This window comes from Stutzerimonas chloritidismutans (assembly GCF_038562055.1).
GTDB lineage: Bacteria > Pseudomonadota > Gammaproteobacteria > Pseudomonadales > Pseudomonadaceae > Stutzerimonas > Stutzerimonas chloritidismutans_A.
This window is the reverse complement of record NZ_JBCFXD010000010.1, coordinates 112,036-128,701: the sequence shown is the minus strand read 5'-3', so window position 1 is coordinate 128,701 and position 16,666 is coordinate 112,036. Positions and strand designations below refer to the sequence as shown.

Below are 16,666 nucleotides of genomic sequence, written 5' to 3'. Positions count from 1 at the left end.
TTAGACGACAGCCCCAAGCTGGAAGATAGGCAGGTACATGGCAATGATCAAACCACCCACCAGTACGCCCAATACCGCCATAATCATTGGCTCCATGAGCGCGGTAAGCCCATCCACCATGTTGTCTACTTCGTCTTCGTAGAAGGTCGCGACCTTCGCCAACATCTCATCCAGAGAGCCCGACTCTTCACCGATGGCCGTCATCTGAATCGCCATGCTCGGGAAGGTGCCAGTGGTGCGCATGGAGAAGTTCAGCTGCATACCGCTGGATACATCGCTCTTGACCTTCATCGTCGCGTTGCGAAAAACCACGTTACCAGTGGCACCGGCAACCGAGTCCAGCGCATCTACCAGCGGCACACCCGCCGCGAAGGTAGTCGCTAAGGTCCGCGCAAAACGCGCCACCGCCGACTTGTAGAGAATGTCACCCACGATCGGCATCTTGAGCAGGAATCGGTCAAACCAGTTACGAAACCCCTCGGACTTGCTGTGAGCCGTCTTAAAGGCGTAAGCAGCGCCGAACAGGCCAAGCAATACCAGATGCCACCAGGCTTGCAAGGCCTCTGACAGACCAATGACCATCAGGGTAAACGCCGGCAGTTCGGCGCCGAAGTTGGCGAACACATCTTGAAACTGCGGAACCACCTTGATCAACAGAATCGCCGACACGATGATCGCAACCAGCACCACCGCGATGGGATAATTCATCGCTTTCTTGATCTTGGCCTTTAGCGCCTCGGTCTTTTCCTTATAGGTCGCAACGCGATCCAGCAAGGTTTCCAGGGAGCCTGACTGCTCGCCAGAATCAACCAGGTTGCAATAGAGATCATCGAAATACTGCGGCTTCTTGCGCAGAGCGGTAGCGAAGCTGTTACCCGCCGCAACCTCCTGCTTGAGGTCGTCGACCAGCTTGCGCATGTTCGGATTATCGAACCCCTCGCCAATGATGTCGAATGACTGCAGCAGCGGCACGCCGGCCTTCATCATCGTTGCCATTTGGCGAGTGAACAGCGCGATGTCCATCGGCTTGATCTTTTTGCCAGCACTGAACAGCGACACCGACTTCTTGCGCACCTTCTGCGGGTTAACCCCCTGCTTGCGCAGCTGCGCCTTGACCAGTGCGGGGCTTACACCGCTTAGCTCGCCCTTGATCTTCGCGCCCTGCCTGTTTGTTCCTTCCCAGGTGAAGACACTGGTTTTTACCGCTTTCTGCGCCATGTTAGTCCTTGGTCACCCGGTTGACTTCTTCCAGGCTGGTCACGCCCTGCATGGCTTTTACGAGAGCCGAAGTACGCAGGTCATTGAAGCCGTCTTTACGCATCTGGGTGGAAATGTCGATGGAGTTGCCGTCTTCCATGATAATCCTGGCCAATGCCGGCGTGTTTTTAACCACTTCATAAATACCGACACGACCCTTGTATCCGCCTTTGCAATTTTCACATCCGACCGGGCCGTAAACCTTGAAGGTGCCGATCTTATCGGCAGGGAAACCCTCTTCTAGCAGGGCATCACGCGGCATTTCCACTTCTTTTTTGCAGGTGTTGCAGAGCTTGCGTGCCAGCCGCTGGGCAATGATCAGGTTCACAGAGGTGGCAATGTTAAAGGCCGCAACGCCCATGTTGCGCAAACGCGTCAGCGTTTCGGCGGCACTGTTAGTGTGCAGCGTCGACATCACCATATGGCCCGTCTGAGCCGCTTTGATAGCGATTTCAGCGGTTTCAAGGTCTCGGATTTCGCCCACCATGATGATGTCCGGGTCCTGACGTAGAAACGCGCGCAGCGCCTGGGAGAAGTCCATGCCCTGGCGAGGGTTGACGTTGACCTGGTTGATGCCCTCCAGGTTGATTTCCACCGGGTCTTCAGCGGTGGAGATATTCACATCCACCGTATTGAGGATGTTCAGCCCAGTGTAAAGTGACACCGTCTTGCCTGAACCCGTCGGGCCAGTAACGAGGATCATGCCTTGTGGCTGCTTGAGGGCATTCATGTACAGCGTTTTCTGTTCCTCTTCGTATCCCAGCGCATCAATACCCATCTGCGCGCTGGATGGGTCGAGAATCCGCATCACGATTTTTTCGCCCCACAAGGTCGGCAGCGTGTTCACGCGGAAGTCGATGGCCTTGGTCTTGGACAGCTTCATTTTGATCCGGCCGTCCTGCGGTTTACGACGCTCTGAGATATCCAGGCCGGCCATAACCTTTAGGCGTGCAGAGATGCGTGGCGCTAGCTGAATCGGTGGACGGGCGACCTCGTGCAGAATGCCGTCCGTACGCAGCCGTACGCGGAATGCTTTTTCATACGGTTCAAAGTGCAGGTCGGAGGATCCGCCACGAATCGCATCCAGCAGCATCTTGTTGACGAAGCGAACGACCGGAGCGTCGTCGGCGGCCTCGCCTGCATCATCATTCGCTGAATCATCCGACACGGTTTGAACGTCAACCCCGTCCAAATCCACATCACCGAGATCCTCCAGGCCGGAGGTCGCGCTTTCGAAGAACTTGTCGAGGGCCAAGCCGAGCTTGTCGTCCTCGACCAGAATCGCCTCGGTTGTCAGCCCGGTACTGAACTGGATATCTGATACGGCCTGCTGGTTGGTCGGATCCGACACCGCCAGGTACAGCTTGTGTCCACGCTTTATCAGCGGCAGTACACGGTGCTGGCGCGCCAACTTTTCAGACACAACGTCCTTTAGTTGGCTTTCCTTATCCAGCGCGTTTAGGTCCATGTACGCGACACCAAACTGTTCGGCTGCCAGTTCGGCGACTGCCCGGCCACTGGCAAGCTTGTTCTGCACGACATAGGTCACCAGCGACAGCTTGTTACGCGCCGCCTGCTGTTGCGCTTGCTGAGCAATCTTGTCGTCGAGCAGGCCGGTCAGCACCATCTGCTTGGCCAGCCCGGAAAGGGCAACGTTGTCGGTCATGGGCATGGTTCTTCTGGATTAATGCCCGCCTTATAACGCAGATAGCCAGGCGTGCCAAACGGCGTCATCGCAGGTGACGAAATTTGTCAGAAGGGCGCGAATCCAGGCAGCGTGCATGGCTCACATTGCTGTGCGGAGCCCAGGAAATCGTGGGTTGGAAATGTTGGCACGCCGGCTGCAATAGGGAGAACAGGCTCAACTGCCTGAACATTTCAAGGAGAAACACATGAAAGCTCAGATGCAAAAAGGTTTTACCCTGATTGAATTGATGATCGTCGTAGCGATTATCGGGATTTTGGCTGCGGTGGCATTGCCGGCTTATCAGGATTACACGGCTCGGGCACATGTCTCAGAAGCGCTGAGCCTGGCTAGCGGCCTCAAAATCCAAGTGGCAGACGCAGTTGCCGATACCGGCGCACTAACAGGAGTCGACTCGGGTACAAACGGCATTCCTGCCGCAACTGACGTAACCGGGAATTACGTTACCCAAGTCGCAGTTGACGAAGGTGTTATCACCGCCACTTTGGGCGGAAATGCATCTGCCTTAGTTACTACAGCAGGCGCAAATACTCTGGTGCTGACGCCTACAGTTAATAACGGCTCGATTTCCTGGGTATGTACCAACAGCACCGTTGGCGATCAGTTTCTACCTGCAACTTGCCGCTGATCACGGTAACACGGTAAGGCGGATCAACTTGTAGGATGGATTAGCTAAGCGTAATCCGTCGCTCATCAAAAAGCCGCCCCCGCCATTGCAAAGTGAACGCCTCGCCTTCGTGCGGGGCGTTTTGCTGTTTGTGGGCGGTTACCTCCGCCCCTCGGCGATGGATGCCCATCGTTACGGCGGATCACTCTCCATAGGATGGAATCGCCAAAGACGCTTCCGTCGGTTACCGCGAATGGGCACGCGCATCAGCCCACACCGCATTCGCAGCCGCCCTCTCGAACGCCGGATTACGCCTTCGGCTAATCCAACCTACGCTGGCGGAACCCCGGATCACCACCTCACAGGGGCTCTTTCCGAAGAGGGAATCGCCGAAGGCTCTCCCGTCGTCTTGCTTGGGTAGCACGCGCTTCAGCCAAACCCCGCACCATACCAACCACCCGAACGTCGGATTCGATACTCCGATTGGCTCTCAGCCATTTTGCTGGGCTAGCATCGGCTCTCTTTGCTAACGCGACAAATCGTGCGCGACACCGACTCATTGGAGGATTCATGAGCTTTACCGTTTACCTGTCCGGCGAAATTCATACCGATTGGCGCGACGAGATCAAGCGTGGCGCCTCCGCAGCCGGATTGGATGTGCTATTTACTTCAGCCGTAACCGATCATGAAGCCAGCGATGCCGCCGGCGATTGCCTCGGCGCCGAGCCGAATGCGTTCTGGCGCGACCACAAGTCGTCCAAGGTCAATGCAATCCGTACCAAGACATTGATCCAGCAAGCGGACCTCGTGGTGGTGCGTTTCGGCGACAAGTACAAGCAGTGGAACGCGGCGTTTGATGCCGGTTACTGCGCGGCGCTGGGCAAGCCTTATGTCACGCTGCATGACGAGGTCATCGTGCACCCACTGAAGGAAGTCGATGCGGCAGCCATGGCTTGGGCTACCACCACCGAACAGGTCGTGGAGATTTTGAAATACGTGGTGCAGTAAAGCCGCGGATGGGTCGCAACTCCCGCAGATCGAACCCGCGACTCACTGTCCAGCAATGCGGTTGCCTCACAAAAAGAAACCCCGCCACATGGACGGGGTTGATCATCAGCCTGAACGCCCTGGCTGCCCAGGGCATAACATCTCATTTCATTAATCAGATAGCGCCGCGCTTGCGCAGCAGATCGATCACCTGCTTGGCGCTCTCTTCGACCGTAAGCGACTCCGTGTCGATCACTAGATCAGCATTTACCGGCACGTCGTAGGGGAAGGATTCGCCCGGGATGTTGTCGCCACCTGCCGCATACAACCCCTGCGGATCGCGCTGCTGGCAGGTCTGCGGAGAAGCCTGAACATACACGGTGATAGCCCGGTCGCTGCCGATCAGCGCCTTGGCCTGCTCACGCCCTTCTGCATCCGGAGCGACAAACGCAGCCAGGGTCAGCAGGCCGGCCTCGTTGAACTGGCGCGCCACGTGGGCGGCACGGCGCCAATTCTCGGTGCGGCCGGCGCGGTCCTGCGGAAGACCTTTGTTCAGGTCGTGCCGTAGGTTCTGCCCGTCCAGCACATACACGGCGCGGCCCATGTCGAACAGCTTGCGTTCGACCGCATAGGCCAGGGTGCTCTTGCCTGCACCAGACAAGCCGGTGAACAGCACGGTTGCCGGCTGCTGACCGAAACGGCTGGCACGCTCTTCGGTGGAGACATGAGCCAGCGCACCGTGGTGCCCGAACGAGCCGTGGGCGACCGGGTCGGCAATGATCATGCCCGCACCGACAGTACCGTTGGTGAGGCGGTCAATGATGATGAACGAGCCGGTAGCGGGGTTCCTCGCATAGCCGTCCAGCGCAATCGGCGCGTCGAGGCTGACCTTGACCCGCCCGATCTCGTTCAGCTGCAGGCTACTGGCCGGGCCATGCTCCAGCGTGTTCACATCCACCCGATGGGTGATGCTGGCAATCGAACCTGGCACGTAGCTGGTGGCACGCTTGATGTCGTATTTCTTGCCGGGCAGCATGGGCTCTTCAGCCATCCACACCAGCATGGCGTCGAAGCTGTCCGTGATGCGCGGTTGGTTGTCGGCGTGCACGAGCATATCGCCGCGCGACACATCGATCTCGTCTTCAAGCGTCAGCGTGATGGCTTCGCCCGGAGTCGCCTGCTCCAGCTCGCCGTCAAATGTGACGATGGATTTGACGGTGCTGCGCTTGCCGGACGGCAATACCACCACCTCGTCACCCTTGCGCACGATGCCGCTGGCCAGTGTGCCGGCGAAACCACGGAAGTTGAGGTTGGGACGATTGACGTACTGCACCGGGAAGCGCAGGTCCTCGAAGTTGCGGTCGCCCGCGATCTCGACGCTTTCGAGAATTTCCATCAGCGACTGCCCTTCATACCAGGGCGCGCGCTCGGAACGGTTGACCACGTTGTCGCCCTTGAGCGCGGACATTGGCACGAAGTGCAGCGACGACGGCTTGAGCTCGATACGCTCGGCAAAGGCCAGGTAGTCGGCCTTGATGCGCTCGAACACCGACTGATCGAAGTCCATCAGGTCCATTTTGTTGATGGCCACGACGATGTGCTTGATGCCCAGCAGCGAGGTGATGAAGCTGTGCCGCTTGGTCTGGGTCTGCACGCCGTAGCGGGCGTCGACTAGGATGATCGCCAGGTCGCAGGTGGAGGCGCCGGTTGCCATGTTGCGCGTGTACTGCTCATGGCCGGGAGTGTCGGCGATGATGAACTTGCGCTTGGCGGTGGAGAAATAGCGGTAGGCGACATCGATGGTGATGCCCTGCTCGCGCTCAGCCTGCAGGCCATCGACCAGCAAGGCCAGGTCGACATCATCGCCCGTAGTGCCGGATTTCTTCGAGTCGCGGGTAATGGCTTCGAGGTGATCTTCGTAGATCATCTTCGAGTCGTGCAGCAGGCGCCCGATCAGGGTGCTCTTGCCGTCGTCGACGTTGCCGCAAGTCAGGAAGCGCAGCAGCTCTTTGCGCTCGTGCTGGGCCAGGTACGCGAGGATGTCCTCGCTGATCAAATCAGACTGATGAGACATGGTGCGGAATCCTTAGAAGTAGCCCTGACGTTTCTTTTCTTCCATCGAACCTGCGCCATCGTGGTCGATGACACGGCCCTGACGTTCGGAAGTACGCGTCAGGAGCATTTCCTGGATGATTTCCGGAAGGCTTGACGCTGTGGACTCCACCGCACCGGTCAGCGGGTAGCAGCCGAGGGTACGGAAGCGAACCATGCGCTTCTCGATGCGCGCCTTTTCCTCATCGGTGAGGTGATCGAGGATGCGCTCGTCATCGATCATGATCAGGGTGCCGTTTTTCTCGATGACTTCGCGCTCGGCGGCGAAGTACAGCGGCACGATCGGAATCTGTTCCAGATAGATGTATTGCCAGATGTCCAGCTCGGTCCAGTTCGACAGGGGGAAGACGCGGATGGACTCGCCCTTCTTTACGTTGCCGTTGTAGACGTTCCAGAGTTCCGGGCGCTGATTCTTTGGGTCCCAACGATGCTTGCTGTCGCGGAAGGAGTAGACGCGCTCTTTCGCACGCGACTTCTCTTCGTCGCGGCGGGCGCCGCCGAAAGCGGCGTCGAAACCATGTTTGTCCAGCGCCTGCTTGAGGCCCTCGGTCTTCATGATGTCGGTGTGCTTGGCGCTGCCGTGAGTGAACGGATTGATGTCTTGCGCCACGCCGTCCGGGTTGATGTGCGTGATCAGGTCCAGATCCATTTCATTGACCATCTGCTCGCGGAAGCGGTACATCTCCTGGAATTTCCAGCGCGTATCCACGTGCATCACCGGAAACGGCAGACGCCCGGGGAAGAAGGCCTTACGCGCCAGATGCAGCATCACGGCCGAATCCTTGCCGATGGAATAGAGCATCACCGGGTTGTCGAACTCGGCGGCCACCTCACGGATGATGTGGATGCTTTCCGCCTCCAGCTGTTTCAGATGCGTCAGTTTGTCGACCATGGCTACTCACGAATTTTGCAGGTGGGACGGCCGGCACGGCCGGAACGAGGGCGCACTTTAACACGGCATTAGATTCTAATCAGGACGCCACTTAGATCTAAATGCTCTAGGTTTATGCCGGGCAAAACCCTGCCTCAGTTGCACTTCAACCAGCGCCTAAACCTTCCATAGCGCCGATCACGCGGGGTTTGGGCAATCGATGAACAGATGCTCGATGGCAAACCGCTTCGCCAGATACTCACCCAACGACTGCACGCCGTAACGCTCAGTGGCGTGATGGCCGGCGGCAAAAAAACTCAGCTCATTTTCGCGCGCGATGTGCGCCGTCGGCTCTGAAATTTCTCCCGTCAGGTACGCATCGACGCCTGCTGCTACCGCTTGGTCGATATAGCCCTGTGCGCCACCGGTGCACCAGGCGACCCGCCTGATCAAGCCAGGGCCTTCGACCATCACCGGCTCACGTCCGAGCGCGCTTTGAATCCGCCGCATGAACTCGACAGGCGCGAGGGGTGTATCAAGGGAACCGACAAGCCCGACCGAACGAGGATTATCCGGCTCCAGCGCACCCTCGACAGTCAACCCAAGCAGGCGAGCCAGCTGCACGTTATTGCCGACCTCCGGATGAACGTCGAGCGGCAGATGGTAGGCCAGCAGGCTGATGTCATTGCAGAGCAGCGTTTTAAGCCGGCGTTGCTTCATACCCACTAGACGTGGGTCTTCGTTCTTCCAGAAATAGCCATGGTGCACCAGCACCACATCGGCGTTAGCCTCGACCGCGGCATCGAGCAGCGCCTGACTGGCTGTCACGCCACTGACGATTCGCCGAACCTGGGGACGCCCCTCTACCTGCAGGCCGTTGGGACAATAGTCGGGAATCTTTGCGGCGTTCAGGAATCGGTCGGTTTCATCGACCAGGGTGGTCAGCGCGACGGCCATGCAGTCGTTCTCCTATGGGATCAGTGAATCGAAGTGGGTTCATCGGCGAATAGCAGACGGGACAAACAGCAGATATGTTGCGGATTAAGCATTCCACAGGTCGCGTTGCAGTTTTGCCGCCGGCAAGGCTGCATTTCACGGCCAGCTTCGTATAATGCCGCCACCTTAAGAGGCGCTCTTGCCTTCCGCAACCTGTCCGGACTTCCCATCGCGATGATCAATGCCCTGCGTTTTTTTGGCTGGCCGTTGCTGGTAGGCCTGCTAGTGGCCCTGCTGATCATTCAGCGTTACCCACATCTGGTTGGGCTTGGCGCCGAGCCGGAATACAGCCTGCAGCAAGCACCGCTGATCGGCATCCCCCAGCAAGGCCCCTACTCCTACGCCAATGCGGTTAGCAGCGCTGCGCCCGCAGTGGCCAATCTCTACACCACCAAGGTGATCGATAGCGCCAGCCAGCCGCCGATGCTCAAGGACGATCCGCTGTTTCGGCGCTTCTACGGGAACAACCTGCCGCGTCAACGTCGCATGGAATCGAGCCTGGGCTCGGCGGTGATCATGAGCCCGGAGGGCTACCTGCTCACCAACAATCACGTGACGGCAAATGCCGAACAGATCGTCGTGGCCCTGCGCGATGGCCGGGAGACGCTTGCCCGAGTGATCGGCAGCGACCCCGAAACTGATCTTGCTGTGCTCAAGATCGACCTGGCAAAGCTGCCTGCGATCACCATTGGTCACTCAGACGGCATCCGGATTGGGGACGTGACGCTGGCAATCGGTAACCCGTTCGGCGTTGGGCAAACCGTGACGATGGGTATCATCAGCGCGACCGGCCGCAACCAGCTTGGCCTCAACACCTACGAGGATTTCATCCAGACGGACGCAGCGATCAACCGCGGTAACTCGGGTGGCGCACTGGTGGACACTGCGGGCCAACTGATTGGTATCAACACTGCGATCATTTCCGAGTCCGGCGGCTCGCAAGGCATAGGCTTTGCCATCCCGGTGAAGCTCGCCATGGACGTGATGAAGTCCATCATCGAGCACGGCCAGGTCATTCGCGGCTGGCTCGGCGTCGAGGTGCAATCGCTCACACCGGAGCTGGCTGAGTCGTTCGGTCAGGCCGGCCGGCCCGGGATCGTGGTGGCCGGCGTGTATCGGGATGGGCCTGCTGAACGCGCCGGCCTGTTGCCCGGCGACCTTATCCTCAGCATCGATGGGCACCAAGCCAGCGACGGTCGCAGCTCGATGAACCAGGTTGCCCGCGTGCGGCCTGGAGACAAGATCGATATCGACATTCTGCGCAACGGCAAGCCACTGACGCTGACGGCCGAAGTGGGCATGCGGCCACTGGTGGAGAAAACTACGCAGTAACCTCCTGTTCGGCCAAAGCGGTCACTGTCGCTAATCGCACTCGACGCTCATCAAGTAGGTTTCTTCGAGCTGCCACAAAGCGAAACCCTTAGCGCCGCCTCAACAAGGTAGAGAGGCCGCCGCAGATGCTCGATACGCTCTTGCAATTACCTTATTGCCCGGTTCTGCACCGAGCACAAGGCTCGGAGACAGCGAGCCGCGCTGCAATCGCCACCGACCAGAGGCAGGCGCTGCAAGCAACACGAGGCTCGCAGCGCGCACGGGTTAGCCGATGCGCTTTAGCGCATCGAGCAATGCCTGATTTTGCTCCGGCGCCCCGACACTGATCCGCAGAAACTGGTCGATTCGCCCCATCTTGAAATGCCGCACGATGACGCCGTGCTCGCGCAGCCCGGCCGCCAGCGCAGCAGCATCGTGCTGCGGATGGCGCGCGAAGATGAAGTTCGCCGCCGAGGGCAGTACCTCAAAGCCCAACGCCTGCATCGCTACCGTGACGGCCTCACGACTCGCAATCACCTGCTGACAGGTCTGCTCGAAATAGGCGCGATCTTCGAATGCTGCCGCTGCGCCGGCAATGGCAATACGGTCTAACGGATAAGAGTTGAAACTGTTCTTGATGCGCTCCAGCGCCTCGATCAGATCCGGATGCCCTACCGCCAGACCGACTCGCAGCCCTGCCAGGGAGCGCGATTTGGAAAGCGTCTGGGTGACCAGCAGGTTCGGGTAGCGGTCCACTAGCGCGATTGCTGACTCACCGCCAAAGTCGATGTAGGCCTCGTCGACCACAACCACCGAATCGGGGTTTGCCTGCAGCAGCTGCTCAATCGCCTCAAGCGCCAGCAAGCAACCCGTCGGCGCGTTGGGATTGGGGAAAATGATGCCCCCGTTGGGCCGGGCGTAATCGGCTACCTCGATCTGAAAACGGTCGTCCAGCGCGATGGTCTCGTAGTCGATGCCATACAGGCCGCAATAGACCGGGTAGAAGCTGTAGGTCACATCGGGGAACAGCAGCGGCTTGCCATGCTGGAACAGCCCGTGGAAAACGTGGGCGAGCACCTCGTCGGAGCCATTGCCGACGAAAACCTGCTCAGGGCGAACGTGGTAGTAATCAGCAACAGCGCGCTTGAGGCGCTCGCCGTTCGGATCGGGATACAACCGCAGGTTGTCATTCAGCTCGGCCTGCATCGCTGCAAGCGCCTTGGGCGAGGGGCCGTAGGGGTTCTCATTGGTGTTGAGCTTGACCAGATTGGTCAGCTTTGGCTGCTCACCTGGCACATAGGGAACCAGCGCCTTGACGAAGGGGCTCCAGAATTTGCTCATCCGCCCTTCTCTCCTCAGAAAATGATCGATTTGCCGCCAGTGGAAGCGACGAACAGCTCCCTACCGGTGGGGCTGGCAAAACAGAACAAGCGAAGCCTCGACCGCTCCGCTTGGTTGCGACGCTCAGTTAGCCCTTGATTCGGTACTCGGCGCTGCGGGCGTGAGCGGTAAGCGACTCGCCGCGCGCCAGCACCGAGGCGACCTTGCCCAACTCGGACGCACCTTCGGCCGAACAGTTGATGATCGACGAGCGCTTCTGGAAATCGTAAACACCCAAGGGTGACGAGAAGCGCGCAGTGCCCGACGTCGGCAGGACGTGATTCGGGCCTGCGCAATAGTCGCCCAGCGCCTCGGCCGTGTAGCGGCCCATGAAGATCGCCCCTGCATGTCGAATCTGCGGCAACCACGCATCGGGATCAGCCACCGACAGCTCGAGGTGCTCCGGCGCAATGCGGTTAGCGACATCGATCGCCTGCTGCATGTCGGCAACCTGAATCAATGCCCCGCGCCCCTGCAGCGAGGCGCGAGCGATCTCGCTACGCTCAAGGCTGGGCAGCAAACGGGAAATGCTTTCAGCAACACGATCAAGAAAAGCTGCATCCGGACTGACCAGTATCGACTGCGCATCCTCGTCGTGCTCGGCCTGGGAAAACAGATCCATAGCGATCCAGTCGGGATCGGTCTGACCGTCGCACACCACCAGGATCTCGGAAGGGCCAGCGATCATATCGATGCCGACTTTGCCGAATACGTGACGCTTGGCCGTCGCGACGTAGATGTTGCCAGGCCCGACGATCTTGTCGACTGGCGGCACGCTTTCGGTCCCGTAGGCCAGCGCCGCGACGGCTTGAGCGCCACCGATGGTGAATACCCGGTCGACGCCAGCAATGCACGCCGCTGCCAAGACCAGTTCGTTGATCTCACCGCGAGGCGTGGGGACCACCATCACGACTTCCGGCACCCCGGCAACCTTTGCCGGAATGGCGTTCATCAAAACTGATGAAGGATAAGATGCTTTGCCACCCGGCACGTAAAGCCCCGCGCGATCGAGCGGCGTCACCTTCTGACCAAGCACGGTGCCGTCAGCTTCGGTGTAGGTCCAGGAGTCCTGTTTTTGCTTTTCATGGTAGATGCGGACACGCTCAGCGGCGGCTTCCAACGCCTGACGCTGAGCCAGGCTGATCCGCGTCAGCGCCAGTTCAAGCCGTTCGCGCGGCAGAATCAGGTCAGCCATGGAGGCGACTTCAAGGCCGTCGAAGCGCTGGGTCAGCTCCACCAACGCGTCATCACCACGCTCGCGTACTGCCCTGATAATGTCCAACACACGCTGATTGACGCCATCATCAGACACGCTTTCCCAGCTCAGCAGATGATCCAGATGTCGCGCGAAATCGGGATCAGCAGCATTGAGTCGGCGGATGTCGATGGGAGCAGTCATAACGGGCCTCATGAAGGGATGAGTACAGCGATGGTCAGGCGCCCTAGATTAACAAGCCGACCGCGCGGGCACCTGAAAATTTAGGCTGTGACGCGCATCGGCTGGCCGGCCGCGAACCGTCCGGCCTTTGATCAATCGTGGTGTGCAATGGCGCTCTGGAGCGCATCGATCAAGGCCTGGATGCGCGCATGCTGCATTTTCATCGAGGCCTTGTTGACCACCAGACGCGAGCTGATCATTGCGATCAGCTCCTGAGGCTCCAATCCATTGGCGCGCAGCGTATTGCCGGTGTCGACAACGTCAATGATCTTGTCTGCCAATCCCACCAGCGGCGCGAGTTCCATAGAGCCGTAAAGCTTGATGATGTCGACCTGCCGCCCTTGCTCGGCGTAATAGCGCTTGGCAACGTTGACGAATTTAGTCGCGACTCGCAGTCGTCCCTTGGGCTCTGCTGCGCCAACCTTTCCAGCCGTCATCAGCTTGCAGTTGGCGATCTGCAGGTCGAGAGGCTCGTATAGCCCTTGCCCGCCATATTCCATCAGCACGTCCTTGCCCGCGACGCCGAGATCAGCTGCGCCGTGCTCGACATAGGTCGGCACATCGGTGGCCCGCACGATCAGCAGACGCACGTCGTCCTGCGTCGTCGGGATGATCAGCTTGCGGCTTTTTTCCGGGTTCTCGGTGGGAACGATACCGGCCGCCGCAAGCAACGGCAGGGTATCGTCGAGGATGCGGCCTTTGGACAGGGCGATGGTGAGCATTAACGGTTTATTCCTTGAAGCCTATTGATGACGACCTTGGCAGCGGCCCGCACAGGTGCAGCAGGTCTCGGCCCTGGCCGCCAGCAGTGAGCCGGCGGCCTATTCCGGCAGCTAGCCCGGGACGCGGCGAATCTTGGCGCCCAACAATTGCAGCTTTTCCTCGATGCACTCGTAACCGCGGTCGATGTGGTAGATGCGGTCGATCAAGGTATCGCCCTCAGCCACCAGGCCCGCGATGACCAGGCTCGCTGACGCGCGTAGGTCGGTCGCCATGACCGGAGCACCTTTAAGCTTGGGTACACCGGTCACAATAGCGGTATTGCCTTCGACGAGAATCTGCGAGCCCATGCGATTCATTTCGTAGACGTGCATGAAGCGGTTCTCGAACACGGTCTCGATAACTGTCCCAGTGCCTTCAGCAACCGCATTCATGGCAATGAACTGCGCCTGCATGTCGGTCGGAAAAGCCGGGTACGGCGCTGTGCGGAGATTTACCGCTTTGGGCCGATTGCCCTTCATGTCGAGCTCGATCCAGTTGCTGCCAGTATCGATGTGAGCACCGGCCTCCTCGAGCTTGTGCAACACCGCCTCAAGCAAGGTTGCATCGGTGTCCTTGAGCTTTACCCGTCCGCCGGTGGCGGCAGCAGCCACGAGATAGGTGCCGGTCTCGATGCGATCGGGCATCACGCTGTACCGGCCGCCCCCCAGACGCTTCACGCCGTCGATGGTGATGGTATCGGTGCCGGCGCCGGAGATCCGTGCACCCATGGCGTTGAGGAAGTTGGCCAGGTCGACCACCTCCGGCTCACGCGCGGCGTTCTCCAGCACGGAACGCCCGTTGGCCAGTGCCGCGGCCATCATGATGTTCTCGGTACCGGTCACGCTGACGATGTCGAAGAAGAAGTGGGCACCGCGCAGGCCACCGGCTGGTGCCTTGGCTTTGATGTAGCCGCCCTCGACGTCGATCTGGGCGCCCATCGCTTCCAGGCCGCGAATGTGCAGGTCCACAGGACGCGAACCAATGGCGCAACCGCCAGGCAGGGCCACTTCGGCTTCACCGAACCGAGCCACCATTGGTCCCAGAACGAGGATCGAAGCACGCATGGTCTTGACCAGCTCGTACGGCGCAACCAGCGTCTGAATGCTACTGGCGTCGACTTCAACGCTGAGTTTCTCGTCAATAACCGGTTGCACGCCCATGCGACCGAACAGCTCGATCATGGTGGTGATGTCGTGCAGGTGTGGCAGGTTGCAGACGGTCACCGGGGTGTCGGCCAGCAAGGTAGCGGCCAGAATCGGGAGAGCCGAGTTCTTCGCGCCGGAGATGCGAATCTCGCCATTGAGGCGGGCACCGCCGGTAATGATCAATTTATCCATGAATGTTCCCGTAACCCGCAGGCTCGAAGCACTGGCGAAGAAGAGCCGTGCGCGATATCAGCAATCGCACGCGGACGGAGAGATGCCTGTAGTGACCGGCAATCAGCTGCGCGCAAGCCAGTCGGCACGACTGAAGAATTTCATCGTAACGGCGTGGATGCTGCCATCGGCAATCCACGGATTCAGATGTGCATAAATTTGCTGCTGACGCTTGACCGGGCTCAGGCCTGCCAATTCGTCGCTGATCACATTCAACTGGAAGTTGCAGCCTTCGCCTTCGACTTCCACCTGAGCGCCTGAAAGTTTTTCTTCCAGGAAATTCTTAACTTCTACGGCCTGCATGTTCAACCTCGATCGGCGCCGGACGCGCACGGCCGGCCATCATACAAAAAAGCCCGGAGACTGCGAACCCCGCAGCCACGCTGGCTGACGAAGCCGCATTCAGTCGAGCGTTTCGGCATCGGCGTCACGCCGCTGCGGATGCCGGCTGACTGGCGTTACAGCGGGAAAACGGGATGACGCGAAGCGCACCACCAGGATAGCCACCGCCAGCAGCAGGATTGCTCCTGAAATATAGACGACCCCCATGTCCGGACGGTGATGGTGCGAGACGTCGGAGATCAGCAGCCGGGTCAATGCTGTGATTGCCACATAGATCAAAAACCGCACCGGCATGTGGTTGGTTTTGAAATAAATACCCACCATCGCACCGAGTTCGAGATAGATGAACAGCAGCAGAATGTCATCAACGCTGATGCTGCCTTTTTCTACCATGCCCAGAAACGCGACCAACCCAGCCCACGCGGTCACAGCTCCAATCGCGAACAGCGACAAGTAGTGGAAGGTCTCGACCAGAAGATTACCCAACGACTCAGCGGCCGAGTGCACCTTGGCCCGCGTCGATTCCGCCCAGCGCAGTAACATCAGACAGCTCCCTCTGTTTCGCTCGCAAACGAAAGAACATCAAGCAAACCGGACACCCGGGCGAGCTCCCGCATATCCCCAGGCAGCCCGGTAACGACGAGCTCATCGCCCTGTTTCTGCGCGTCACGCGTGAAAGCCAGAAGCAACGACAAGCCGACACTACTGGATCGATCAACCGCACTGCAATCAACCGAGATACGGGTGCCCTTGGCCTGACGAATCAGTGACTGGCCTTGCCGTCGCAGAGTCGGGCCGGACTGGTAGTCAAGCACGCCGGCCAGGCGGAGCTCACCGCCAGCACCTCGCTCAACCCGTCCGTCACTCATCGCCCGCCGCCCGCTGGCCCGTCTCAGTGTCCTTGGCACGCGCCACCACCTCAGACCAGCCATCTATGGTCTTGTCTAGGTCGCCATTGTTTTTCTGCATGGCGTCGGCAAACTGGTCACGGAACAGCTTGCCGATGTTGATACCGTTGATGATCACGTTGCGGACCATCCAATTCCCGCCATGATTGACCATGGTGTAGGAGACTGGATAGATCTCGCCCTGGCGACCGGTCACTTCCATGCCGACACTGGTGCGTTCGGGATCCTGCCTGCCACTGGCGGGCAGGACCTTGATCTGCTGATTGTTGTATTCCAGCAACGCATTCCCATAAAACTGCATCAGGCTGCGCTTGAAGTTTTCCTGAAAGCGCGTCATCTGCGCCGGAGTGGCATTGCGCGAGTACTTCACAGTCATGATGCTCCGTGAAATCCCTTCGGCATCCACCACCGGCCCGAGAATGTCATTGAGCGAATCGTAGAACGCATTAGGGTCCTGTCGATACTGCTCCTTGTTTGCCTTGAGATCGGCAAGCAGTTCGTCGGTGGTCCGCTGGATCACCTCATGGGCGCTAGGCGCCGCCTGGACCAGCAGTGGAAAGGCCGCCAGCAGTACCAGCAAACCGCGACGCAGGGCAGTCATCATGGGGTTGCAC

Annotated in this window: 16 protein-coding genes; 3 read left to right on the top strand and 13 right to left on the bottom strand. The window is 59.3% G+C overall.

Features of this window, described 5'->3' with window-relative positions; all coding sequences use genetic code 11:
- Entirely contained in the window at positions 1–1,218 is a 1,218-nt protein-coding gene (locus tag AAGW23_RS15845; RefSeq protein ID WP_342407324.1) for a type II secretion system F family protein, read from the bottom strand.
- A 1-nt stretch (position 1,219) separates the two neighbouring features.
- Positions 1,220–2,923 carry a type IV-A pilus assembly ATPase PilB gene (gene pilB, locus AAGW23_RS15840; RefSeq protein WP_342407323.1) on the bottom strand — a complete coding sequence of 568 codons (1,704 nt, stop codon included), beginning with the start codon at positions 2,921–2,923 and terminating at the stop codon, positions 1,220–1,222.
- Positions 2,924–3,149: 226 nt separating this feature from the next.
- On the opposite strand from pilB, the gene AAGW23_RS15835 reads away from it, so the two are divergent.
- Positions 3,150–3,590, top strand: coding sequence for a pilin (locus AAGW23_RS15835; protein ID WP_342407322.1), 441 nt, complete (start codon positions 3,150–3,152; stop codon positions 3,588–3,590).
- Positions 3,591–4,139: 549 nt separating this feature from the next.
- On the top strand, positions 4,140–4,577 hold the full coding sequence (locus tag AAGW23_RS15830; RefSeq protein ID WP_342407321.1) for a YtoQ family protein: 438 nt from the start codon (positions 4,140–4,142) through the stop codon (positions 4,575–4,577).
- A gap of 154 nt (positions 4,578–4,731) precedes the next feature.
- Here the strand turns inward: AAGW23_RS15830 and cysN are convergent, their stop codons facing one another.
- The 3 genes from cysN to AAGW23_RS15815 form a co-directional block, all read right to left on the bottom strand.
- On the bottom strand, positions 4,732–6,630 hold the full coding sequence (cysN, locus tag AAGW23_RS15825; RefSeq protein WP_342407320.1) for a sulfate adenylyltransferase subunit CysN: 1,899 nt from the start codon (positions 6,628–6,630) through the stop codon (positions 4,732–4,734).
- 12 nt (positions 6,631–6,642) lie between these two features.
- On the bottom strand, positions 6,643–7,560 hold the full coding sequence (gene cysD / locus AAGW23_RS15820; RefSeq protein WP_342407319.1) for a sulfate adenylyltransferase subunit CysD: 918 nt from the start codon (positions 7,558–7,560) through the stop codon (positions 6,643–6,645).
- Between the two features lie 177 nt (positions 7,561–7,737).
- Positions 7,738–8,496 (bottom strand): Nif3-like dinuclear metal center hexameric protein, encoded by a 759-nt coding sequence (locus AAGW23_RS15815; RefSeq protein ID WP_342407318.1) that lies wholly within the window; start codon positions 8,494–8,496, stop codon positions 7,738–7,740.
- Positions 8,497–8,709: 213 nt separating this feature from the next.
- On the opposite strand from AAGW23_RS15815, the gene algW reads away from it, so the two are divergent.
- Entirely contained in the window at positions 8,710–9,867 is a 1,158-nt protein-coding gene (gene algW, locus AAGW23_RS15810) for a Do family serine endopeptidase AlgW (RefSeq protein WP_342407317.1), read from the top strand.
- A gap of 264 nt (positions 9,868–10,131) precedes the next feature.
- Here the strand turns inward: algW and hisC are convergent, their stop codons facing one another.
- The 8 genes from hisC to AAGW23_RS15770 form a co-directional block, all read right to left on the bottom strand.
- Entirely contained in the window at positions 10,132–11,187 is a 1,056-nt protein-coding gene (hisC, locus tag AAGW23_RS15805) for a histidinol-phosphate transaminase (protein WP_148925105.1), read from the bottom strand.
- 127 nt (positions 11,188–11,314) lie between these two features.
- Complete coding sequence (gene hisD, locus AAGW23_RS15800) at positions 11,315–12,625, bottom strand: histidinol dehydrogenase (protein ID WP_159967242.1); 1,311 nt, start codon at positions 12,623–12,625, stop codon at positions 11,315–11,317.
- A gap of 131 nt (positions 12,626–12,756) precedes the next feature.
- Complete coding sequence (hisG, locus tag AAGW23_RS15795; protein WP_159967241.1) at positions 12,757–13,386, bottom strand: ATP phosphoribosyltransferase; 630 nt, start codon at positions 13,384–13,386, stop codon at positions 12,757–12,759.
- Between the two features lie 111 nt (positions 13,387–13,497).
- Positions 13,498–14,763, bottom strand: coding sequence for a UDP-N-acetylglucosamine 1-carboxyvinyltransferase (gene murA / locus AAGW23_RS15790; RefSeq protein WP_342407316.1), 1,266 nt, complete (start codon positions 14,761–14,763; stop codon positions 13,498–13,500).
- 102 nt (positions 14,764–14,865) lie between these two features.
- Positions 14,866–15,105 carry a BolA family protein gene (locus AAGW23_RS15785; protein WP_073298764.1) on the bottom strand — a complete coding sequence of 80 codons (240 nt, stop codon included), beginning with the start codon at positions 15,103–15,105 and terminating at the stop codon, positions 14,866–14,868.
- Positions 15,106–15,204: 99 nt separating this feature from the next.
- Complete coding sequence (locus AAGW23_RS15780; RefSeq protein WP_342407315.1) at positions 15,205–15,687, bottom strand: phosphate-starvation-inducible protein PsiE; 483 nt, start codon at positions 15,685–15,687, stop codon at positions 15,205–15,207.
- Positions 15,687–16,013 carry an STAS domain-containing protein gene (locus AAGW23_RS15775; protein WP_342407314.1) on the bottom strand — a complete coding sequence of 109 codons (327 nt, stop codon included), beginning with the start codon at positions 16,011–16,013 and terminating at the stop codon, positions 15,687–15,689. Before AAGW23_RS15775 ends, AAGW23_RS15780 begins: the two co-directional genes overlap by 1 nt.
- Positions 16,006–16,656, bottom strand: coding sequence for an ABC transporter substrate-binding protein (locus AAGW23_RS15770; RefSeq protein ID WP_342407313.1), 651 nt, complete (start codon positions 16,654–16,656; stop codon positions 16,006–16,008). The genes AAGW23_RS15775 and AAGW23_RS15770 overlap by 8 nt, the downstream gene beginning before the upstream one ends.
- Positions 16,657–16,666 lie beyond the last annotated feature (10 nt).